The following is a 20,665-nucleotide window of genomic DNA, read 5'->3' on the forward strand; positions in this document are numbered from 1 at the left end:
TGTCCGAAGGACACGGAACTGCGATGCGAGAATCCGCAGTTGGCGTACCACCGAACCCCGCCCTGCAATATGTACTGTGTTAGGCACTGGTTTTTTTCTTTATTATTTTCAGTCCGAATAGTTTAATTAATACAATTCCAACAATTATAATTGAGAATAAAGTTGGAATGTGAATTGGTCCAATCATAATGTCAATATCTAAATCCCAATTTTCCCAAATCCAAATTGACAATAAACTTCCCAAGATTACCATTAGAACTGAGATTAATAGAAATTTTGTCCAGTTAAATTTACCATTTCTAATAACTATAAATGCAACTGTCACAATTCCCAAAAGCATTGTTATTGAACCTAAATAAAGATTCAAAGCAATTAGTTCTAAAATTGGAGTTGGCAGTTGTTCTTCCATTTTAATCAGTCAATTTTTTTGAGTTTTAAATCAATTTTATTTTCAATTAGCTTTTTCTTAAATTCTTCAATGTCTAATTGTCCCAATGTATTTGATTTTAAGTCCTCGGTTGTTGGCTCTTTTTCCCTAATCTTTTTAATTATCCAATATTGATTTTTTGAATTCTTACCTGTTCCTGTTTTTGCGATTATCCACTCATTATCGTAAGCGAATTCAGTTACAGTCATTGGAACGATTTCAGTACCGCCTCCACTGCATTTTTCTTTAGAGTAAAATATTCTCCTGTCAACATTGTCATATTCGGATAAATAATAATTGTTGCCAAGATGTTTTTCTTTAATAGTCAAACAACACGAGCTAATAATTAAACTCAGACCTAAGAATATAAATGCTATGGTATTTTTCATCTATAAATCACTGTCTTGGTTTTGTTTAAACTTGTGCCTAACTAGTGTGTATCAACATTGTTGTTACACGCCCTTATTGGGATGTATTGTGTGGTTAATATTTAGAGTTGCCAAAAGCATTATTGGTTGCTGCTCCCCCATGCAAATGGGAAGCTGTTCTGCTAAGTCACAAGTCTGATGATGAATGGTCGAATTGTCTGTCTTCATGTTGTTGGATTCTTTGGTGCATCCAAGTTAAGGAAATCTTTCGGGTTTCGAGGGGTGGTTTTCGGGCTGATGAAGTGGTTCTGTTGTAAAGGAGCCCGGAAGGTTAGGCAGAACCGTTAACTAATGGTATGATTTTTCAATCCTTGTATTCAATCGACTATCGCTCCCTTCTTTCTTTCTGTTCTCCTGGTGTTTATACACAACTACACCGATGAGGAACAACAAGAGAAAAGAAATCAATGTATTTCTCCAGCTCTTCCTGTTTGATTCATAAGGACCAGACATTTCATCTGAAAGCTTTCCTTTAAATCCTTTTACCATCCAAACGACAAAGGCTCCGATTATCTCAAAAATAAAACTCGAAAACAGGTTGTTCATCGCTGTAGTTTTGATTCTGTTGTTTTACGTTTTGGTTCGTAGTTAATCTTCTCAATCATATTCTATAACTCAGGTTTTATTCCAATTAAATAAACCGTGAATATGATTGCTGCTATATTAATCTTTATAAAATCCCCATCTCCAAGCCCGAATGTAAATGTGAGTGGTATCGCCCCAAACTCGAAATCAACGCCATTACTTCCCAACTGATAGCCAATGCATTGTAGTGCAAAAAACAATAGAAGGAACCAATATGCAGCATTTGAACCAAGAAGTAGCTTAAGATTAATATGAACCATGACATATGCAAAAACAACAACGCCGATCAAAACTAGTATGGGCCACATATTCTTCAGCACGATCTGGTCTGCCGGAAGTGCCAGAATATAAACCACTGAGAGTACGAAGGCCAGAACAAATGAAAACCAGAAATTAATCAAGTTATATAGCGCAATATTCCTTAAATGCCTTGGTGCTCTTTTGGAAAGTCTATTTAATTCGCTAAGTGAATCCTTTGGTGTAATATTTCAACTAACTAATTATAGATACATTTCGATAGGGATTGCTGCTCCCCCATGCAAATGGGAAGCTGTTCTGCTACGTCACAAGTCTGATGATGAGTGGTCGAATTTTTTGTCTCCATGTTGTTGGTTGTTAGGGCTCGCAAGTTAACGAAATCTTTCCGGTTTTCGATGGATGGAGTTTCGGAATGGGAAGATGGTTGGCGTTTACGATTGACGATTCTTCGGAGCCCTTTGATAGATAACGGGCATTTGTCCCTTCCACCTACTCCATAAGTCATCGTTTGTGATTAGTTCAGCCATAAAATGACCGACATTGATCCGACTGACCGTTCCGGCATTAAAAATCGCACTTCGTGTGGGTGATGGATGCACCTCGTATCCGGTGACCTGGTCTTCGTTTACCAAACCATCGGGACGAACCGCTACCCACTCAATGAAACGGTTTGTTTGCCCCATCTGCGTCCGTAAATAATCGGCCGCCTTTTCATTATCGACATGTGGAGGTAACAACAACCGGAGGATGGCGATGACCAACCGTTGCCCCATCGAAATGGGCTCGTTTAAGTCGCGGTTCCGGTTGCCGGTCGTGTTCATCAATACAAATTTCACCGGCTCACCGGCTGCGTTCTTTTGAATGGCATTGCAAAGGAGGATGACAGCGTCGGTAACCAGTCGTCGGGGTTGTCCGTATATCCCTTTCCAATTCGGATGATGGCCTAAACAAGAAGCCACTGCATCACAATCGCGGATGTATCCGGCCATTTCATCTACCGTGATTTCGGATACGCTGGCTTGAATGATGGACAGTTGGTCGTTGGCTTTCCATGTTTCAGGTAATTTCTCAGGCGAACGAACAATCACCTTTACCTTTTGCCGGGAATTGAGCAGTTGCTCCACTACATGTTTTCCGGTTGCTCCCGTTGCACCAACTACTAATGTTGTCATATCGTATGTTTATTCATTCTTTGAAATAAGCGTCCTACCCGAACAGATACCATCAAGTTAAGGAAATTAGTTGGGTTTTGGGATGGGATTTTGGGATGGGGAGATGGGGAGCGTTTGCGATGGGGAGATTGGGAGAAAGGGAGAAAGGGAGCGGTTTTATTTGGCAACAGTTTGTATGTGAGCAGTAGTTTAGATTATTCTAATTAGTATCTGAATTACACCAGTCAAACCGAGTAATAATCCAATTATTATATCTAATTCAAATTCAATTCTTTGCGTTAAATACTCAATTTTAATTTTGTCTATAAGGCCTACAAATAAAAAAACAACGCCTAATGCATTAAATATTAATCCAATTATTGATAGATTATAACCTAGTAAGATTTGGTTCTGAATCAATGTTATTGGGTTTGTCAATAATTCAATATTCCAGCTTATAGCATAAAATGCAAGTCCAATTAATAAGATCCTCTTCTTTAACCACAAGTATGCAAAAGTAAAACTAGTCATTGCTATTAAGCCATAAATTAAGTCGAATACTGCTTTTTTTGTTTGATTGTCAAACTGGATAAATAATCCAATAATCAGAAACAATGAACAAATATAGGTTACACCCATATAATAGGGTTCTCTGTATTTTTCCATATTAATATTGCTTGTCATTCTTGTAATTTTGCGTTGGAATTACTACTGCGTACAAGTGTGTATCAACATTGTTGTTACACGCCCTTAATGGGATGTATTGTGTAGGTTATAATTTAGCGTTGTCAAAAGCAGTATGGATTGCTGCTCCCCCATGCAAATGGGAAGCAGTTCTGCTAAATCCCAAGCCCGATGGTAATTGGTCGAATTTTCTGTCTTCATTTTGTTGGCTGTTAGATTCGTCCCAAGTTAACAAAATCTCTTTGGTTTTCGATGGGTAAGGGTTCGGGATGGGGAGATGTTCAAATGAGGGAGTTCCCAACCCCCCAATTGATTGGGGGTGAAGAATGGTCTATCCGGCGTTGCCGGAAAAGGACAACAAAAGAAATAGTTGTTTTTCAATGTGGCTACACCACCATTGCGCTCGAAACAGCAAATGTATTTCAATCATGTCCGTCACACGATCGCAATCTCACGCACGCTTCCCTACCCGGGGCTCATCCCGAAGCATCCGGGCTAATAAGATTTCATCCCTCCGGGATTTAACCGCCCTAATTGCAGGCGTTTCTACAGTTCATTCAACACCGATACCTTTCAAAAATGTATTCCAATCCCAATAATCCCGAGCTGTACGGATTAAGTTATTTTCTATTTCCACTACAGATACGCCTCTCACTTCAAAACGCTTATTGGTCGCCGGAATATTCATATTCGGCCAACCCACTGTGTTGGTACCGGTCCAAACCCATTCCACCATCGCCATATCTTCACTGGCTATCACATCAACTATTTCGAATTTCGAATCAGGAATACCTATCATCGTACCATTAAGATAATTAGCTATTTCCTTCTTCGTATTAAATTTCATTCCTCTGGCTACTTCTTCATATAAACAACTGTCTGCGAAAAGAGAGGTAAGTTTGTCCGAATCCTGGTTTGACCAGGCTTCAAGAGCGGCTTTGGCTAAAGCCTCATTATCACGAATGTTCTGACTGCTTTGATTACACCCGAACAAGAACATCAGTATAACAACAGCGATGAGGAAACCAATTTTTCTTTTCATCTTATTATCGTTTTAAGTTAGGATTCACGAAAGCTTGTTAACCAGCATGTATCACACACGGCTGCGATTTTTCTTTTAACCAACTTTTGGGTGTCATGCTACTGTCAGAATCGAGGGCATGACAACACCTGGTATGTTGAGTGGTAAAAAACGATAGGAATGGCTGCTCCTCCACGCCAACGGGAAGGAGTTCTGCCAGGTCGTAATCCCAGTGATGAATGGTCGGTTTTTCTGCTCTCATTTCACTGGCTATTAGGTTACAACCAAGTTACTAAAATCTTTTCAATTTTGGATGGATGGGATTTGGGGATAGTGAGGGGATTGGGGAAAGAGCGGGTTTTTGTTGATAAAGCGGTCCCAATACTGACCAGGAGAATTTTGTTCCACGCAAAGGACGCGAAGAAATTCGCTGAGAACGCAAAGATATGGCCCCGGATATACTTCTCTTTAGTAGATACCCGGAAACAACCGGTAACGCACGCGGCGCGTATAATCGCGGTACCCCGGCAATTCATCCTGCAATGTTCGATCTTCCAGCCGGGTCCGTATCACGGCAATGACAAGTGCAACGAACACCGGAATGATGGTCCAGACGGACCCCAGCGCCAGCACAATGCCTGGCAGCGCCAGCATATTTCCGGCATACCCCGGATGCCGGACGAGCCGGTACGGACCGCTGTCACAAACCCGGTGTCCCCGGTCGGTTTGAATACGTACCATGGTTGAAAAGAAGCGGTTTTCGACCATCGCCCATCCCCCGAATGCGTATCCCAACGCAACGAAGAGGAAGCCAACGATGTTGAGCCACACCGGAAACTGAGGTGACCACCCAAAGCGGTGATCGAGTCCCGCCACGATGTATAAGGGGAATGATATGGTCAGTATCATTAACGGAGCCAGCACTTTGTCCCACGATTTCACATCCTGGGATTTTCCAAATTTGCCCCGTTCGGCCAGCAATCCCGGATGCCTTTTCTCTGCCCACAACCGCGGACCGATGGCCGCTGCCGTAATCAGCGCTGAATACAACCACCCCTGCCACCAACCCAAATCCCATCCGCTTATCATGAGCACCAGCGGTACCAGGAGATACGTGATGATTAATCCAGCCAGATATTGCGGGCTTACTGATTGAGGTGCCTTTTGATCGACTGTTTTCGGTGCCATAGCGATTCCTCCTTATTGAACGGTGTGTTTTGTTCCGTAGTATAGGCCTAATGATAATCTGTCAGTTCTTTTCGTCCTTATTTCTTTGGTTGTTAGGACATAACTAAGTTAACGAAATCTTTCGGGTTTTGGGAGGAGGATTGGACTGGTGAGATGGGGAAGATTGTGAATATAGCGTCCTAAGATGGCAGTACGGTCCCAACGCTGACCAAGAGAATTTTGTTCCACGCAAAGGACGCCAAAGAAATTCGCAGAGAAAAGAAATATCCATGGATACACTCGGTTACGATTCTCTTTGTCTTCTGATAATCCTGACTACACGGTTGTAGATAATTTCCGCTAAATTCCAGTCATATCCATCAAAGTTAGTGGTATTATTAAATTGAATGACCACCGTATCGATGTCTTTGAAGTATTTGGCAATCGTTTGGTAACCGGGAACCAGACCGGTATGGTTGTAACGATAAATGGAGGAATAGATATCCTGCTCCTTTTTATCTTTAAATACAGAGCCATCGTTCAATGCCCGTAAGAATGTCCCCACATCCTCTGCGGTAGCCACCATGGAGCCATAATCGGCATCCTTTATATCCTGCTCGACGCCGACGTAATAGCCGCTCATCAAATCGTTCATATTCACGTCATGAATCGAACCGAAGGTATGTTTTAATCCAAGCGGGTCCAAAATGCTCTTCTTGATGTATTCAAATTTGCTCTCCCCCGTCACCTTTTGAATGATTTCACCTAGCAACAAATAATTGGTGTTGCAATATTCATAGTCTTTTCCCGGTTTAAAGTCAGCCGGCAAATCGAGTACCCGTTTCAGCGCTTCTTCGCTGGTTTTGGGTGGGTTGGTCCAAAAATTTGGGGTAGCAGTAAAATTGGGAATGCCGCTCCGGTGCTCCACCATCATTCTCAGGGTAATTTCATTGGCGTATTGAATTCGTCCCACCAGTTCGGGCATGTAATGAGCCAATGTACTGTCCAACGACAAACGCCCTGCATAAGCCAATTTGGTAATCGCGACGGCATCATATAATTTCCCGACGCTGGCAATCTTGAACAGGGCGTGCGGGTCGGCCGGTATCTTCTTTTCCTTGTTTTTCCATCCGGCAGCATAAAATGCCGGCGGTTTGCCTGCCTCATCCACATATACAATCATCCCGTCAAATCCATATTGAATGCCTTCATCAAGCTGCTCCTGGATGGTATTGGGCAGTGGCCTTATCCAGGCTCGGACCAAAATCCAGGGTACGAAGAACATGGAGATTGCGGTCCCAACAAACAATAGGATTCTGACGATTCGTTTGGTTTGTTTTTTCATCACTTCAATTTTTCAAAACCTGTTAAATATAGGCGAACGAAGTTATGTTCAGATAACTTTTTTTATAATACGCTGTTTACTCGAAAAAAATACAAAATAAATATACTATTGCAGCATCATTGCGATAACCGGACGGGTCATTTCTACCTCTTTCAGGTCAAGTTGGAGTCCGAGGGGCTTTAATTGTTGTCCAATCATTTCATAGATGGGCTTCATTTGAGCAAAGGGACCAATAACCGATTGCCGGGGAGTTGCTCCATGATTGTTTTGGATGGTTTTATCAGCACCAGCATCCATGAGCATCTGCACTATTTCAATGCGGCAGAAGAATGCGGCAGCATGCAAGGCGGTCGAACCTTCATTATTCTGAATGTCGAGGTTCGCATGTGCATCAATTAACGCTTTGGCAATAGCTGTTTTTCCAAAAGTCGCAGCCATAATTAAAGGCGTTGAACCGCTCATGGGATCCTTCATATTGATATCGGTTCCTGCTTCAATGTGTTGTTTCACTACCTCGAGGTTGCCGGATAAGATGGCGGTTTGAATGTCGGTTTTGGGCTTCCCGGTTATTGACGCCGTTTTCGTGTTATTGTTTCCACCCGATGATGCACATGCATTTAGTAATAGAAGGAGTACGAGTGAAAAGTTGACCAACATTTTTGAAGAAATCATTTTTAGTGTGTTCATGACTTTAAATTTTAATATTTTGACTTTGAAAACTGTCTTACAAAGGTGAACTATTCGTTCATGCTAGGCCTAAGAGGTATGCAGCTAAAAGTGTCAAGTTTGCGTTAGGCATAAAAAATTTGAAGCAGAAATAACAATTTTGAAGCAAGTGGTCCTGTTCATCATTCTGAGAAAGGCCGCATAGTATGCATTTGCTTTAATTTTTCTACTTTCGTTTCCATAGGAATCAGTAATGGCAATTTTGGGGTCAGACTTCATTGAAAGAGCAGAAGCGGTTATTCTTGAGAATATCGCGAATGAACAGTTCGGAGTTTCCGAACTGGCAGATGCTATGCGTATGAGCCGCTCCAGTTTACTCCGAAAAATCAAAGCGCATACAAAGCTTTCTGCCAATCAATTTATTCGTCAGGTTCGCCTGACCAAAGGGATGGAACTGCTCCGGCAGACTACATCGACGGTCGCTGAGATTTCGTACCAGGTAGGCTTTGGGAACACTTCCTATTTTATCAAATGCTTTCGGGAACAATATGGATTTTCACCCGGCGAGGTCAGAAAGGGAACTGTGGCTGATGAAAATTTATCTGAGCAGACAACCTTTTTGAATCGATACAGATGGCACCTGGTTTCAGTCGTGGTTTTAGTCCTGATAATTGGTTCAGCCCTGCTTTTCGGTAAAAAACGTACCGTTTCCGGTGGGAACAAAATGGATAAATCGATTGCCGTGTTACCTTTCAAAAACGAAAGCAGTGATACGTTGAACCTGTATTTCGTTAACGGGCTCCGGGAATCGGTGTTGAATAACCTGCAGAAGATTGGAGACCTCAGGGTGATTAGCCGGACTTCGGCCGAAAAGTATCGAAGTTCGAATAAGAGTATTCCGGAAATTGCGGATGAGCTGCACGTGAATTACCTCGTAGAAGGGAGTGGGCAGCGGGTTGGAAACCAGGTTTTGCTCAATGTCCAGTTGATAAACGCTTCCACCGACCAGCCCGTTTGGGGTGAGCAATATAGCCGTGAAGTGAAAGATGTATTTGCTCTTCAGAACGAAGTGGCACGAAAAATAGCCGATGCTATTCATGCAAAAATAAGGCCTTCCGAAATGGACCAGATTGAGAAAAAACCTACCGGGGACCTGTTAGCATATGATTATTACCTGAAAGCCCTTGTTCCTTATAACACGAGAACAAAGGAAGGTTTGGCCGAAGCCATTTCGCTATTTGAAAAAGCTACCGGGCAAGATTCACAATTTGCATTGGCTTATGCCTACATGGCTTTTTCATACTACTATACCGACTTATACCAAAAGCAAAAACAATATACAGAGCAAATTAACAGCAATGCTGACAAGGCCCTGCTTTACGATCCCAAATCAGCCGAAAGCCTCATGGCCAAGGCGCTGTATTACATGCAGGTTAAGGAATACAGATTAGCGGTGCCCTATCTGGAGAAGGCGCTGGAGTACAATCCTAATTCATCATCGGTGGTACAAATGCTCTCTACTTTATATGCCAGCGAGATTCCCAATACGACAAAATATCTGACATACGCATTAAAAGGAATACAACTGGATATTGCTGCCTATGATTCCATTACCAAAAGCTATATTTATTTAAACCTAAGCAACGCGCTTATCCAAAACGGTTTTGTGGAAGAAGCGACCACCTATATCAAAAAATCGTTGGATTACAATCCGCAGAATGATTATGCTCCGTTACTGAAAACTTATATCCTGTACGCTAAAGATGGTAATATAAAGGACACTCAAGAACGATTGCTTCAGGAATGGAACAAGGATACGACCCGGTTGGATATTTTGCAGGAAGTGGCCAAATTCTATTATTATGGGGAAGAGTATAATCAAGCCTTTCATTATTATCAAAAATTTGTCAAAGCCAGGGAGAAGTACGGTCTGGATATTTATCCGCAGGAAGATGTAAAGATTGCCCGGGTTTACCAAAAAATGGGGCTGGATGAACAGGCTGCTCAGTTTTTCAAAGCGTATGCCGGATATTGCGAAAAAGACCAATCCATTTACAAGAGTGCCAGCATGGCGGTGAAGTACGCGTACGAAGGAAAAAACGATAAGGCGATTGAGCAACTCAAAGTATTCGCCACACAGGATAATTATCAGTACTGGATTCTGTTGTTCCTGGATAAGGACCCGATTCTGAAACCGCTGAAAAACAACCCGGAATTTAGGAGGACCATTCAAAAGATCAAAAACCGGTTTTGGAAAAAACACGATCATCTGAAAAAGATATTAGAGAATAAAGGACTGGTATAGTCAATCAGATTTCAAAAAGTTAAGCAGTGACAATCATTCCTTTCGCCTCCAGCAAGTCAATCTGATTTTTTGGCACCGGATTTCCAATCAGGTTCACATATTCCAGATTCTCCAATTCAAACAGAGGAGATACATCATCAATCTGGTTTCCTGACAGGTCAACCACTTTCAGATTGACCAGGTTGCTTAGTGTATCGATATATCCAATCTGGTTATTGGCCAAATACAATTCTTCCAGGCTTTTTAGATTCCAAAGATTTTCAATATCGGATATCGAGTTGTTCGAAACATCGAGTATTTTCACATGCAGACAATGTTCTACGCCATCCAGCGTCTCCAGTCCACTGTAGGCCATTTCAAAATCTTCGAAATCTTCGAGGTAATAAAATGGAAATTCGATGTTTACTCTTCCGTACTCCCGCAACTTCACCAGGTTGTAAAACGACCTTTCGTAGTCAGCGGTCCCGGCTTCATACGCTTCCCGATTCTCCTCATCAACATCTTCGAAACCAAATCCCTCGTCTGTATTCACGTCCCAGGCATACTCCGGATGGTAGTCAACATCTTCATCTACTTTCGTGACGACAACAGAATCAATATCATCCATCAACAGGATGTGTGAATGTTTGCGGAGCTTCTCGTAGTTGTTTTGTTCGTACAGAACTCTAATCTCCCGGCGAAACTGCTCTCCCCTATCAGGATGATACAACATGACTAGCCTGGAGAAACACCGGGCATCCTTTTCTTCGTCAATGGAAACATATTCCGATATCCTGTTGGCCATTTCCCGGATCTTACGGTAATTCCGGTTTTTATAAAGCACAATGAGTTTCCCGGTGATGACATTCAGGTTTTCGTTGGAATATGCTTTTACCAAATCGTGATAAAGTTCTTTTATGTCCATATTCGGCGGTAGATTGCTGGTTTTGGGTATGATGGGGAACAGTAAACTAAATGAGTCGTGACGGATTGAGGGTTGCCTTTCTGTCCAATCACGATGAACTTTATACGCGGCAGAATGCTTGCGAAAGAATTGGCCTCACAAACATTTGCCTCACATTTATAGATAATACTTCGCTGCACTTCAGCCAATTTCTCATCTAATTTCTATATCGAGTTAATTAATTCTTGAAATTCGTTTTTATGCTCTCCACAGCAATAGGTTGCAATAGGAAATGAATGTTGATGAAATTCACATCGTGGGTCAGTCCAATCTTTATAATCCATTCCTACACAATATTCACAATGAGTACAATCTTCATCAATATTTGCGTATGGTTTTCCCTTTTTAAAACCACTTTTCCAGAATCTCTTATTTGCAGGACAAGAGTCAATAAAGTGTAAATACTCATAGTCGTCAAATCTTATAGTCTTTCGCTCGTACTTTAAAGCATAATTATCTTTTAGTTTTTTTATAATTCTTTTTAATTTGTCATTAAAGATCCACTGTTTATACCTTGTACCATTTATTAATTCATCTTGAAAGGCTGTATCTTTTATAAATAAGTCTCCCTTTCGATAAAGAGTTTCAAATAAATCTTTTGCATGAATTTCGATAGCTGAAATACCTTTTTCTTCAATTGACTGTATTTTGGGCCAACATAATTCATGGGTTACAGTTATTTCGACAAGTAACTCTTTCCCTTTACTCTCGATTATTATGTCAGGAATTATATCATCTAATCTATGCTCAAGCTTTACATTATCAATCGGTATCTGTATCGGTTCAAAAACGACAATATCTGAATTTCTTAGTTTTAATTCAGGCGTTGTAAATGACTTAGATTTTGAAAAAAGGTCTTTCGATAACCTATGAATGATTGTCTCTGTCCCTTTACCACAATCTTCAGAATTGTAATGAGCAAAATGATGTTGTTTCTCAAAACCTTTCTTTGCTATCAACTTGCTTTTACAAGCTGGGCAGATACAATCACAATCCAATCCACTCTCAACCTCGTCAATTGAGACGATTACGCCATTTTTCAATCCATATGGTTGTTTTATGCTGTTCATGCGTATCCCTAACAGTTATACGTGTACCTTCACTCTTAAGGTGTTAAAAGATAATATGGACTAAGGCTTTCCCACACTAGTGGAAATTCCTTCAATCGAACCACGAAACTGTTGATTATGGGGCGATTTTTCTATTCTCACCTTGTTAGTATCAGTTTCTGTCTCCCTACAAGTTACCAAAATCTTTCGGATTTTTGGTTGGTGTTTGGGCCGGTGGAATGGTTGAAGTCTACTTTTCTGATTTGTCTTTTTCAATCTGTTCTTTGATACTATTCTCTAGTTGCTCCTTCAAATCTTCATTTCTTTTCATCAAGGATTTCGTCTTTTCAATTTCCTTGTCATCCTTCAAGCCCTTCAGTTTATCTTTTAATGCTTCCTGCTTTTTCTCTATCTCTTTAATATAGTCCCTTTTAATTTCAATTTTTCCCGATTCGATAGCCTCATCAAATATCAAATCTTCCGGAGATTTTTCTGTAACCGGTTCTATTTTCTTAATGACTTGCTTAGGGATGAATTCTTTCTCGTCCACACGTCGTTGGTTCATAAAAGTCGGTGATACAATTTCTATTTTCTTCTCGTGAAGTCTATCCATGACATGGGCGTTAAGAAGTGAACTTGTGCTGAAATAGCTACTACTGTCCTCTAAAAAACCATGAATTTTGTATACGACTGAAAAATCCCCCAAACTGGTAATATAAACATAAGGGTCGGACAGTCCTGCTGAAATCGCTGCCTCTTTTAATGCTTTCTCAATAGTATCACGCGATATGTCGTATCCTAACGAAACGGATGCGGAAATCACAGTGTTTGTCTTGCGTATCAACTTAACAGGATTGCTGGCGATATAGAGATTGGGAATCGATATAAAATTGCTGTCTTCGAGTTGGATTTCTGTATGAAAAACACTTTTCTTAATCACTCTGCCATGTAAGTCTCCAATCTTTATCAGGTCTCCATTCCTAAAACGGTTCATGGATTTGTTCATAATCCCAGCTATCAGGTTGCCTAAAACCGTGGTTGAACTTAAAGCAATCCCTGCACTAATAATTATTCCCAGAAAGGCCAGAATTTGCCCTTTCAGTGATTTATCAATGGGCAAGACCAGAATAAAAACCAACAGACCAACGAGAACCAGGAAAAATGAAATCGCTCCTCTTGTAATGTTTCCATTTGATGCCGTTGATTTCATTCTCTTAAAAACCCACGAGTTGAAAATCAAAAGGACGACTAAAATCAGTAAAACAACCGTCGGTTCAATAAATGATTCAAATATGTGTTCCATCTTCCCAATTCTTTTTTACTACTGTGTCCCTTTTCGTTCAGCGCACCTGTTCATGCCAATCAAAAGTTTTCTTTCCTTATATTTTGGATGTTAGGGTTGTAACAAGTTACCAAAATCTTTTCATTTAGGTTTCAGCGCCAATCAGACAGACTTGTTCTATCTCAGAATGCTACAGACATATCTTATTTTGAAATCCGATCGACTTCCACTCCGTATCTATATTCCTTTAGCCATGAACTGTTTAACCTTCGATACAAGAAGATCAGGCTCGTCCACATAAATAAGATGGTGACTGTTTTCAAAAAGCACAAACTCCTTTTCATGCTGATACTTATCAAAAGTATTATGAACCGTATTTGGAGGAACATTGGTATCGTTCTTACCTGCCATAAATAATATGGGAACACTTATTTGATTGATATCATCTTCTATGTCTATTTTGTTTAAGGAATCAAACATTGTTTTTGCAACTCTCAGCGTAGTCAACTGCCACTCTTTATCAAACTCCTTGTATCCTGACTCCTCAAGTATTTTGCCCACTGACAGATTTTTTGCGATTCCGCCATAAGCCTGACTTGCCCATTTGCTTTTCATCATTAGCTTTTCAAAAGTGTCAATGGGCGGGTTCGCTTTTTCCGACAGTTCCTTTATCGCTGCTTCATTCTGTACCGATTTTGCCCATTTCATTGTATATTTAAAGCCTTCTGAATTAACCTTTTTGAAATTGAAAGGACTCGCAATCGCTATGAATCTATCAATCTTACTATCATCTCTCATCAGGTACAAGGCACCCAATAATCCGCCCCAGGAGTGTCCCATTAAGGTAATCTTCTTCCTGTTCAATTTTTCAGTCAGAAAATTCACGACGTTCTCAACATCTGAAATATGATTCTCAATGGTCTGGGTACTGTCCGGAACCGGCGACGACTTTACCAGTCCTCTTTGATGCAGGTATACAACAACGTATTCTTCTTCTAAATTTTTCCCCGCGTATACCTGAAAAGGTAACAATCCCAAAATTACATCTCCGGGACCGCCATGCAAGAATAAAATCACCGGCTTGGTCCTATCTTTTCCCTTTATTTCGGCATATAATTTTGTGTCGTTGCTGTTTATAAATACCTTTTCGTTAATTGACTCAACTTTTTCTGAGGTAGAGCTTTCGGGGTTTGTATTCGCTTTTGCTGTGGTACTGAAGCCAAATAAAAAAACAAAGATGCAGGCTGATATGATTGTTTTAAAAGTCATTGGGATTGAATTTTTCATGTTATTCCTTTTTATTTTGTCTATAACGATTGCTACGTGTGCTCAAGCGCACCCAGCGAGTGGGGACACTGACATTCCCCCAAAAATCGTTCTATAGTTCGGAGATATCGCCAGGTACTACACTCGCGACAAAGCCTTATTTGTTTTTCAGCTCCAAATAATACAGCTTAGCGGCTTCCTCAATTTCGTCATCAAATGAGTCATCGAATTTGAAGCTGTATAGTCTCCATTCATCTTTAGGTTTATAAAACTGAAAAGTCAATCTTAAAAACTGCCTGTCAAATTTCAAAAAATAAGATTTCAGGATGTAAGAATCTCCTAGTTTCTTGGTTACTATTTCCTCATATCCATAATACTTACCAACCAGATCTTCATCAAACCTGCCTAATTGATTTTTGATATTATCAATTGCATCCTGGACTCTAGCTGTCCAAGGATTCGTAGCATAAAGATCATCCAGTGCTTTTGAGGAACCTTCTTCTTTGTAGGTTTTAAAAAATTCTGCAATCATTGATTCTGGTGTTTCTTGAGCTTGCCCTTGTAAAACCAGAAATATTACAAACACGAATCCAATACTCAGCTTTTTTGTCATAACATATTTGGTTAGTTATTTTAATGTATACTAGCGTCGTTGTAATGTAGTACGTTTATTTCTTCCTGTTTGAAGAACAGACACGTTCTCCAGCCCCTATCCAGGCTGACGGTAAAAATCTTTTTCTGTATTACGGAGCTTGTGAAAATCGGTCAGTTTTTCTTTTTTCATTTTGTTGGTTGTTAGGTCATTTCGAAGTTAACAAAATCTTTCGATTTTGGATGGATTTTCAGGTTGGAGAGATGGTTGAAAAGACTGGGAAAGAGACCTCACTTTGGGATTTCCAGTTTTAAAATAACATTTTCACCATCCTTACTCCTATACCCTATTCTAACCAATTGCCCGTTTCCTTTTATTGGTCCATTGCTTTTCGAGCTCTTATGAAATCCATCGATTATCACATAATCTGAATATCGAAAATGAACGCCTTTGACTGAAAAACTCTCAAAATGATTGGGACTTTCCTGTGCTGGTTTGAAATCTTCAATCTTGCCTTCAACTTTCTTATATGTCTTATTCTCAATCATTAATTTTAATTCTCTCTCATCTTTGAGAATCGACGGAATCTTCACCAAAAAGACAAGAAAAATCACAGACGATACCAGACCTATACTCCATCCGATGAATAACAGAATCTGACGTCTTAGTGAATAGTTTTTATACTGTCCTTTAATGAAATAAACGATTCCGAACCCAATTATTGCGAACATGAAAATCGGGAAGATATGCCAAACAGCACTCCGATCAAATTGATACTCATATATTGTTTGGTATCCTGTCATTCTGTTGGCATTAACGATTGATATATTTTAGGTGACATTGGAATGGCAATGTACTCATCTAATGAATCGTATTTTCGGTTGGTACCGGGCTTCCTTTTCTTCTTTGATTCGAATGGAGTTGATGATTACCAGAATGAAGTTGTAGGCATACAGGAAGCCGTAAACGACATATTTGATGGTTGGATTGATCATCAGCGCGGGCGACATATCCTGGGCCTGGGCAAACCGGTAGATCGTTATACCCGTAAAGGTTACAAAAGCCAAAACCAACAACAACGTCCAGGTTATCTGGAAGTTTAGTATCTCCCTGATCAGGCTTTTCAGTCCGGCGATTTTCCCCTTTTTGAAAATCCACAGAAACAACGGGATAACAATCCCCAGCAAGGGAAAAAGGATAAACCCCAGCGACGAAGCGTTCAAAGCTGACAAAAAGCTTTTATCGGTCTGTTCTTCCCAATCGATTATCTCGTCAGGCGTCACTTTTAATGTATTGGCCAGCTTTTTTAACGTGTCACCTCTAGGCTCGGTTTGCCCTCTTTCAATTCGTTGAATGGTCCGAAGACTTAATCCGGTCTCGTCTGCCAGTACTTCCTGCGATAACCCGCTTTTCATTCGAATCTCTTTGACTCTTTCCGACAAATTCATGTTTTTCATTTTCATTGATTTGGTTCAGCGTAAAAATAGGTTGGAACCCTTACGCTGCTTGCGACTATCGTGTGACATGTTTACGACAAGGGTGTCAATTTTATTAGCGAGAAAGGTTAGTTGCCGAGTTTGCATTTATTCTATCAATTCGAGATATCTACTACTCATCCAGCCCAAAGAATAAGTAGACTCCTTATTATTATCTCCAACTGCGTCCCCGTCCCTATGAACACCCGAAGTATTGTTATCAATTTTCACAAACCACCAAATCCGACCTGTATCATCTTTTCTCTCAGCTATTGCATAGCCCATTGTGTTTTTTGAATAAATATCTATTGTGTTACCATAAGCATCAAAGGGTCTGGCAATTTCCGTAGTATCATCAATTACCGGTGAGAATCTAAGTTTGTATTCCTCATTTCGGATTTTGAACGCAATTGGCCTATCAAAAAAAACGGTTGGAAAAACCATTTCAGGGACATAATCTTCTCTTGACTGTAATGAGTATTTTAATTTTCCTCCCTGAAGAGTTAGTACGTAGTTTTCGAATACATTGGTAAAGCCTCCGCAGCAAGCATAATTATTTATTCTAAGTGCCATTTTCTCTCCTGAGTGGTAGGTTGACACATCATAAAGTCTGCCAATAACAGAGAGAATACATTCAAAACTGATACCATTTGAGCGGTAGACCTGAGTTAAACCTCCATCCAAACCTCCCTCTCCTGAAAATAAAATATCTTTCAATCCATCCTGATCAACATCTACAATATGTATTTCGTCTATGTTGAAAAATCTGAAGATATTTTCAGACTCATTTAATGATTTTATCCGTTCTACATATTCTTGTTTTTCATTTTTGTTAAAAATGAGTTCCCAGTCTTTAAGTTTAGATAGTGATTCTTGATAGTTAAATTGAGCGAAGCAACTTGTGTTGAACAACGTAAATAGGATGAATAGTTTTGTTTTCATAGTTTAGCTTTTAACGGTCGTTTTGCTTGGCAATAATTATATACATCTGCCCCATTATACATGCGCCGTGCAATATACGAATTGTGGAAATTTCCGGCCTCAATCTTTCTTTTCCGTCAAATCGAAGATAACCGGAATCGTGTAGCCACGATTGATTCTTTTTCCGTGTCTGTAAAGCACCTCCCATTCCGGTATTGATTTAATTACCCGGATGGCCTCTTTATCATACAGCTCATTTACGCCCCTTGCCACTTTCACGCTATCAATCTTTCCATTGTCGTCTGCTGAAATGATGTGGATGTAAACCCTTCTCTTCACCGAGTCGGATGCTGGCAGATTCTCCCGTCGCACACTGTTTCTGACGTATTCTCTCAAAAGCATCGGATTTTCCATATACTTCGACTTTTTTGTTTTCGAGTTATCCAGTTTCTGGCATTCCATCAATATCCCATCCTTGAACGTAAGGGCTAGTTCCGTCTCGTAAATGCTTTGGAATCCGTCATGTATATAAAACACTAAACGACCTTTAGGCGCATACAGTTTCCCGTTCACCCAGTCTGCCTTGACTTTTCCATTGTGGAATCGCTGAGGAAATAGTTCTTTTAAATCTGCATACTCTTTTCCGATGCTGTCTTTTTCAACTCCTCCTTTAGCTGATGCCGCAACTCCCCTCATTTCTGTGGGGTAACATGCATTTCTAATTTCAACCAGATACAACTCATTATTAATCACTTCCCAGGTTGCCACATAGTTTCTCCAACACGCTGTATAGAAGCAACCAGTGCCGCCAAATAACAACCTTGGACTAATAAAATCCGGTTCCGGATATGAAGCTAATGGGCAAGCGTACAAAGAGAGAGTATCTCCGTTATAGATTAATATATCAGGAATCTGAGCTGTTCCAAATGCATTCCCCGACAGGGTTAAAAACAAGATGATATACAAGATTCTTTTCATCAGTGTTAATTTCGGTTCCGATAATATCTATTTTATAAAGCCAAATAGCTCATCATGTTTTTGAGATACCTTTATTTTTTCTCTGCCCTGGTTACGTATAGCCATGGATAAGACAAGCCCATCGTTGAACAAACTCCCAGTTCATTGCTTGTTGGCTTTCTCAGGTTAAGAAGTATGATTATTCCGGGGTCTTCTAAATTCTGTGGTAAATTCTTGGCAATGTAAACGCCTTCTTCCGGCGAAAGCCCAATCATGTCCTCCACATCCTCTAATCCTTTCGTAATTTTAATTTCGTACAAGCCACAATCCATGTTAAGACCACGTACTTCGGCCTCGTATGGATACGATGAGCTTGTACTATCGTTGTTTTCGCATGAATAAACGGATAGAACGATAAGGAGCAGGCTAAAAACAAAAATCCTGGCTGTCTTCATTTTGTTGGTTGTTAGGTCAGTCCCAAGTTAACAAAATCTTTCAATTTTCCGTTCGTTCCTTACGAAATTTAGAGATGAGATCTTGTTTTATCCTTTAGATAAAACGCTGACCAATCTCTGGGGCTATCCTTGCCTGAATTTCCCCCTATTATTTACATCCTTCTAATTCACAGTCTTTCCAATCGATGGGTTGGCATTCACCTCTGATGAGCTTTTTTATCCGTCCCACCCGCTCCCGGTTTCTATCGGGAAACTTGTCGACCCGATACCGATTGGGATTTAACAACGTAGCTATCAGCGACAGGTATTCATCATTTGACAGCTCATTGAAACTCTTTTTAAAATAGAATTTGGCTCCATTGGAGAAACCGTGAATCTCGTTTCCATCGTTGTCATTTCCCAAATACGCGTAGTTATAAAACAATTTTAACTGGTCTGCTTTCGAAACGGAAGGATCGAATATCAGCCGCGTAATGAGCATCAACCTGATCTTCGCCAATCCGGGATGAAACTGCTCAAAGTAGAACAGCTTGACCAATCCCTGACTTATCGTCGTCCAACCGGCACCCTGCGAATGAAAATCCAGTCCCTTATGCAAATAAAAGCCGGGGTCTTCCACCGTTAGCATATCAGCAATTCGCTGTTCACCGATGGAATCAAGTTCGAGTGTACAGTTTTCGGATTTCAATAATCCCTGAACCAACCGCTCTGTTTTGGATTTGGCAATGATTAAATCCACTCCGGGAATTCCTATGATCAAAAGCCCGATGATGATAAAGAATATTTTCAACCTTTTGTTTTTCATCTAAAGTAACTGGTTGTTGGCTTCAAGAAAGTTAACAAAATCTTTCAATTTTACCGACGTTCATTGCTGTGATTTGGTGAACGTCAAGAACAAACCGGGAAGTCTTCTTTCTTCTGTCTCTCCTCTGTTGTCTCTGGTCTTTACATTTAAAACTTTTTCAACAAAACAATAAAACACTGCCTTTCAACGTTTTTACATCGGAATATCCGGAACATCGTTATTAGGAAGTTGCGAAAGCAACCATAGCAAGATTTTAACCGGTACCGGTCGTCGGGCGATCTAACCCCCCAGGTCTTTCGTTTAAGACGGAAGGGCTGCCGAAGGACGCGAAGAAGGTGGAATTCGCAGCATATCTCCGGCGACCGGCCGGTTTCCGGATACTTTCCTTGTTCACTTTCCCAGAATTTAATGCAGATTATTTACACCTTGGGCAGCATCTCCAGCAGTGAGGGGACCTCTATGAAAGGCATAAATTCCTTCCATCCCAGTAACGAATAGAGTATGTGAGACACCGGCGCCGCCAGGATCGTGAGCAAAAAGTAGGTAACGGCTTCACTTCGCTTCATACGAAACCAGAAAATGGGGAACAACAAAGTCAGTAGTAACGGAACCGGGTAATATATCCACCAGGGCAGTCCAAAACCGGTTGTGTATCGCTCCCACGCCATGCAAACTATGGCCAACAAACTTAACACCAACAATACCATCAACTGCTTCGTTGGATTGGGATACCGCTGACGCAACGAAAATCGTACCATCAGAATGATGACGATGACGGATACAATGGTGAGCGAACTGAATTCCATACGGTTGGTTTTTGGTTACTGGTCATTTAGAATTCTGCCTCGTTGAATAAGTTACGGAATTTCAATGAAACGTTGTA

At 40.6% G+C, this 20,665-nt stretch carries 24 protein-coding genes; 1 reads left to right on the forward strand and 23 read right to left on the reverse strand.

Features of this window, described 5'->3' with window-relative positions; translation table 11 throughout:
- Window positions 1-79: 79 nt before the first annotated feature.
- The 11 genes from AC060N_RS13515 to AC060N_RS13565 form a co-directional block, all read right to left on the reverse strand.
- Window positions 80-409, reverse strand: coding sequence for a hypothetical protein (locus AC060N_RS13515; protein WP_479524268.1), 330 nt, complete (start codon window positions 407-409; stop codon window positions 80-82).
- Window positions 410-414: 5 nt separating this feature from the next.
- The gene (locus tag AC060N_RS13520; protein ID WP_479524269.1) at window positions 415-816 is read right to left on the reverse strand and encodes a DUF3997 domain-containing protein; all 402 of its coding nucleotides are present in this window, start codon (window positions 814-816) and stop codon (window positions 415-417) included.
- Window positions 817-1,143: 327 nt separating this feature from the next.
- Window positions 1,144-1,401, reverse strand: coding sequence for a hypothetical protein (locus AC060N_RS13525; RefSeq protein WP_479524270.1), 258 nt, complete (start codon window positions 1,399-1,401; stop codon window positions 1,144-1,146).
- 62 nt (window positions 1,402-1,463) lie between these two features.
- A complete protein-coding gene (locus tag AC060N_RS13530) occupies window positions 1,464-1,841 on the reverse strand; it encodes a hypothetical protein (protein WP_479524271.1) in 378 nt (125 codons plus the stop codon).
- 288 nt (window positions 1,842-2,129) lie between these two features.
- Entirely contained in the window at window positions 2,130-2,870 is a 741-nt protein-coding gene (locus AC060N_RS13535; protein WP_479524272.1) for an NAD(P)-binding oxidoreductase, read from the reverse strand.
- A gap of 189 nt (window positions 2,871-3,059) precedes the next feature.
- A complete protein-coding gene (locus AC060N_RS13540) occupies window positions 3,060-3,533 on the reverse strand; it encodes a hypothetical protein (RefSeq protein WP_479524273.1) in 474 nt (157 codons plus the stop codon).
- A gap of 553 nt (window positions 3,534-4,086) precedes the next feature.
- The gene (locus AC060N_RS13545) at window positions 4,087-4,575 is read right to left on the reverse strand and encodes an ester cyclase (RefSeq protein ID WP_479524274.1); all 489 of its coding nucleotides are present in this window, start codon (window positions 4,573-4,575) and stop codon (window positions 4,087-4,089) included.
- 37 nt (window positions 4,576-4,612) lie between these two features.
- Window positions 4,613-4,816, reverse strand: a complete 204-nt coding sequence (locus tag AC060N_RS13550; RefSeq protein ID WP_479524275.1) for a hypothetical protein — start codon at window positions 4,814-4,816, stop codon at window positions 4,613-4,615.
- Between the two features lie 206 nt (window positions 4,817-5,022).
- Window positions 5,023-5,742 carry a methyltransferase family protein gene (locus AC060N_RS13555; RefSeq protein WP_479524276.1) on the reverse strand — a complete coding sequence of 240 codons (720 nt, stop codon included), beginning with the start codon at window positions 5,740-5,742 and terminating at the stop codon, window positions 5,023-5,025.
- 283 nt (window positions 5,743-6,025) lie between these two features.
- A complete protein-coding gene (locus AC060N_RS13560; protein WP_479524277.1) occupies window positions 6,026-7,066 on the reverse strand; it encodes a serine hydrolase domain-containing protein in 1,041 nt (346 codons plus the stop codon).
- 105 nt (window positions 7,067-7,171) lie between these two features.
- A complete protein-coding gene (locus AC060N_RS13565) occupies window positions 7,172-7,753 on the reverse strand; it encodes an ankyrin repeat domain-containing protein (protein WP_479524278.1) in 582 nt (193 codons plus the stop codon).
- A 232-nt stretch (window positions 7,754-7,985) separates the two neighbouring features.
- Between AC060N_RS13565 and AC060N_RS13570 the strand changes: the two genes are divergently transcribed.
- Window positions 7,986-10,037: a helix-turn-helix domain-containing protein gene (locus AC060N_RS13570; RefSeq protein WP_479524279.1), complete on the forward strand. Its 2,052-nt coding sequence runs from the start codon at window positions 7,986-7,988 to the stop codon at window positions 10,035-10,037.
- A 19-nt stretch (window positions 10,038-10,056) separates the two neighbouring features.
- On the opposite strand, the gene AC060N_RS13575 is transcribed toward AC060N_RS13570, so the two are convergent.
- From AC060N_RS13575 to AC060N_RS13630, 12 genes are all read right to left on the reverse strand, one after another.
- The gene (locus AC060N_RS13575) at window positions 10,057-10,941 is read right to left on the reverse strand and encodes a leucine-rich repeat domain-containing protein (RefSeq protein WP_479524280.1); all 885 of its coding nucleotides are present in this window, start codon (window positions 10,939-10,941) and stop codon (window positions 10,057-10,059) included.
- A gap of 203 nt (window positions 10,942-11,144) precedes the next feature.
- Window positions 11,145-12,050 carry a competence protein CoiA family protein gene (locus AC060N_RS13580; protein WP_479524281.1) on the reverse strand — a complete coding sequence of 302 codons (906 nt, stop codon included), beginning with the start codon at window positions 12,048-12,050 and terminating at the stop codon, window positions 11,145-11,147.
- 229 nt (window positions 12,051-12,279) lie between these two features.
- A complete protein-coding gene (locus tag AC060N_RS13585) occupies window positions 12,280-13,332 on the reverse strand; it encodes a mechanosensitive ion channel family protein (protein ID WP_479524282.1) in 1,053 nt (350 codons plus the stop codon).
- 216 nt (window positions 13,333-13,548) lie between these two features.
- The gene (locus AC060N_RS13590; RefSeq protein ID WP_479524283.1) at window positions 13,549-14,598 is read right to left on the reverse strand and encodes an alpha/beta fold hydrolase; all 1,050 of its coding nucleotides are present in this window, start codon (window positions 14,596-14,598) and stop codon (window positions 13,549-13,551) included.
- 136 nt (window positions 14,599-14,734) lie between these two features.
- Window positions 14,735-15,190 carry a hypothetical protein gene (locus AC060N_RS13595; protein WP_479524284.1) on the reverse strand — a complete coding sequence of 152 codons (456 nt, stop codon included), beginning with the start codon at window positions 15,188-15,190 and terminating at the stop codon, window positions 14,735-14,737.
- Between the two features lie 269 nt (window positions 15,191-15,459).
- Window positions 15,460-15,972 (reverse strand): hypothetical protein, encoded by a 513-nt coding sequence (locus AC060N_RS13600; RefSeq protein WP_479524285.1) that lies wholly within the window; start codon window positions 15,970-15,972, stop codon window positions 15,460-15,462.
- 54 nt (window positions 15,973-16,026) lie between these two features.
- Window positions 16,027-16,626, reverse strand: coding sequence for a magnetosome magnetite crystal formation protein family (locus AC060N_RS13605; RefSeq protein ID WP_479524286.1), 600 nt, complete (start codon window positions 16,624-16,626; stop codon window positions 16,027-16,029).
- 126 nt (window positions 16,627-16,752) lie between these two features.
- Window positions 16,753-17,586, reverse strand: coding sequence for a hypothetical protein (locus AC060N_RS13610; RefSeq protein ID WP_479524287.1), 834 nt, complete (start codon window positions 17,584-17,586; stop codon window positions 16,753-16,755).
- Window positions 17,587-17,685: 99 nt separating this feature from the next.
- A complete protein-coding gene (locus AC060N_RS13615; RefSeq protein ID WP_479524288.1) occupies window positions 17,686-18,543 on the reverse strand; it encodes an energy transducer TonB in 858 nt (285 codons plus the stop codon).
- Between the two features lie 71 nt (window positions 18,544-18,614).
- Window positions 18,615-18,977: a hypothetical protein gene (locus AC060N_RS13620; RefSeq protein WP_479524289.1), complete on the reverse strand. Its 363-nt coding sequence runs from the start codon at window positions 18,975-18,977 to the stop codon at window positions 18,615-18,617.
- Between the two features lie 148 nt (window positions 18,978-19,125).
- On the reverse strand, window positions 19,126-19,782 hold the full coding sequence (locus tag AC060N_RS13625) for a transglycosylase domain-containing protein (RefSeq protein ID WP_479524290.1): 657 nt from the start codon (window positions 19,780-19,782) through the stop codon (window positions 19,126-19,128).
- 419 nt (window positions 19,783-20,201) lie between these two features.
- A complete protein-coding gene (locus tag AC060N_RS13630) occupies window positions 20,202-20,588 on the reverse strand; it encodes a hypothetical protein (RefSeq protein WP_479524291.1) in 387 nt (128 codons plus the stop codon).
- Between the last annotated feature and the right edge of the window lie 77 nt (window positions 20,589-20,665).

Source organism: Prolixibacter sp. DSM 2831 (assembly GCF_056493735.1).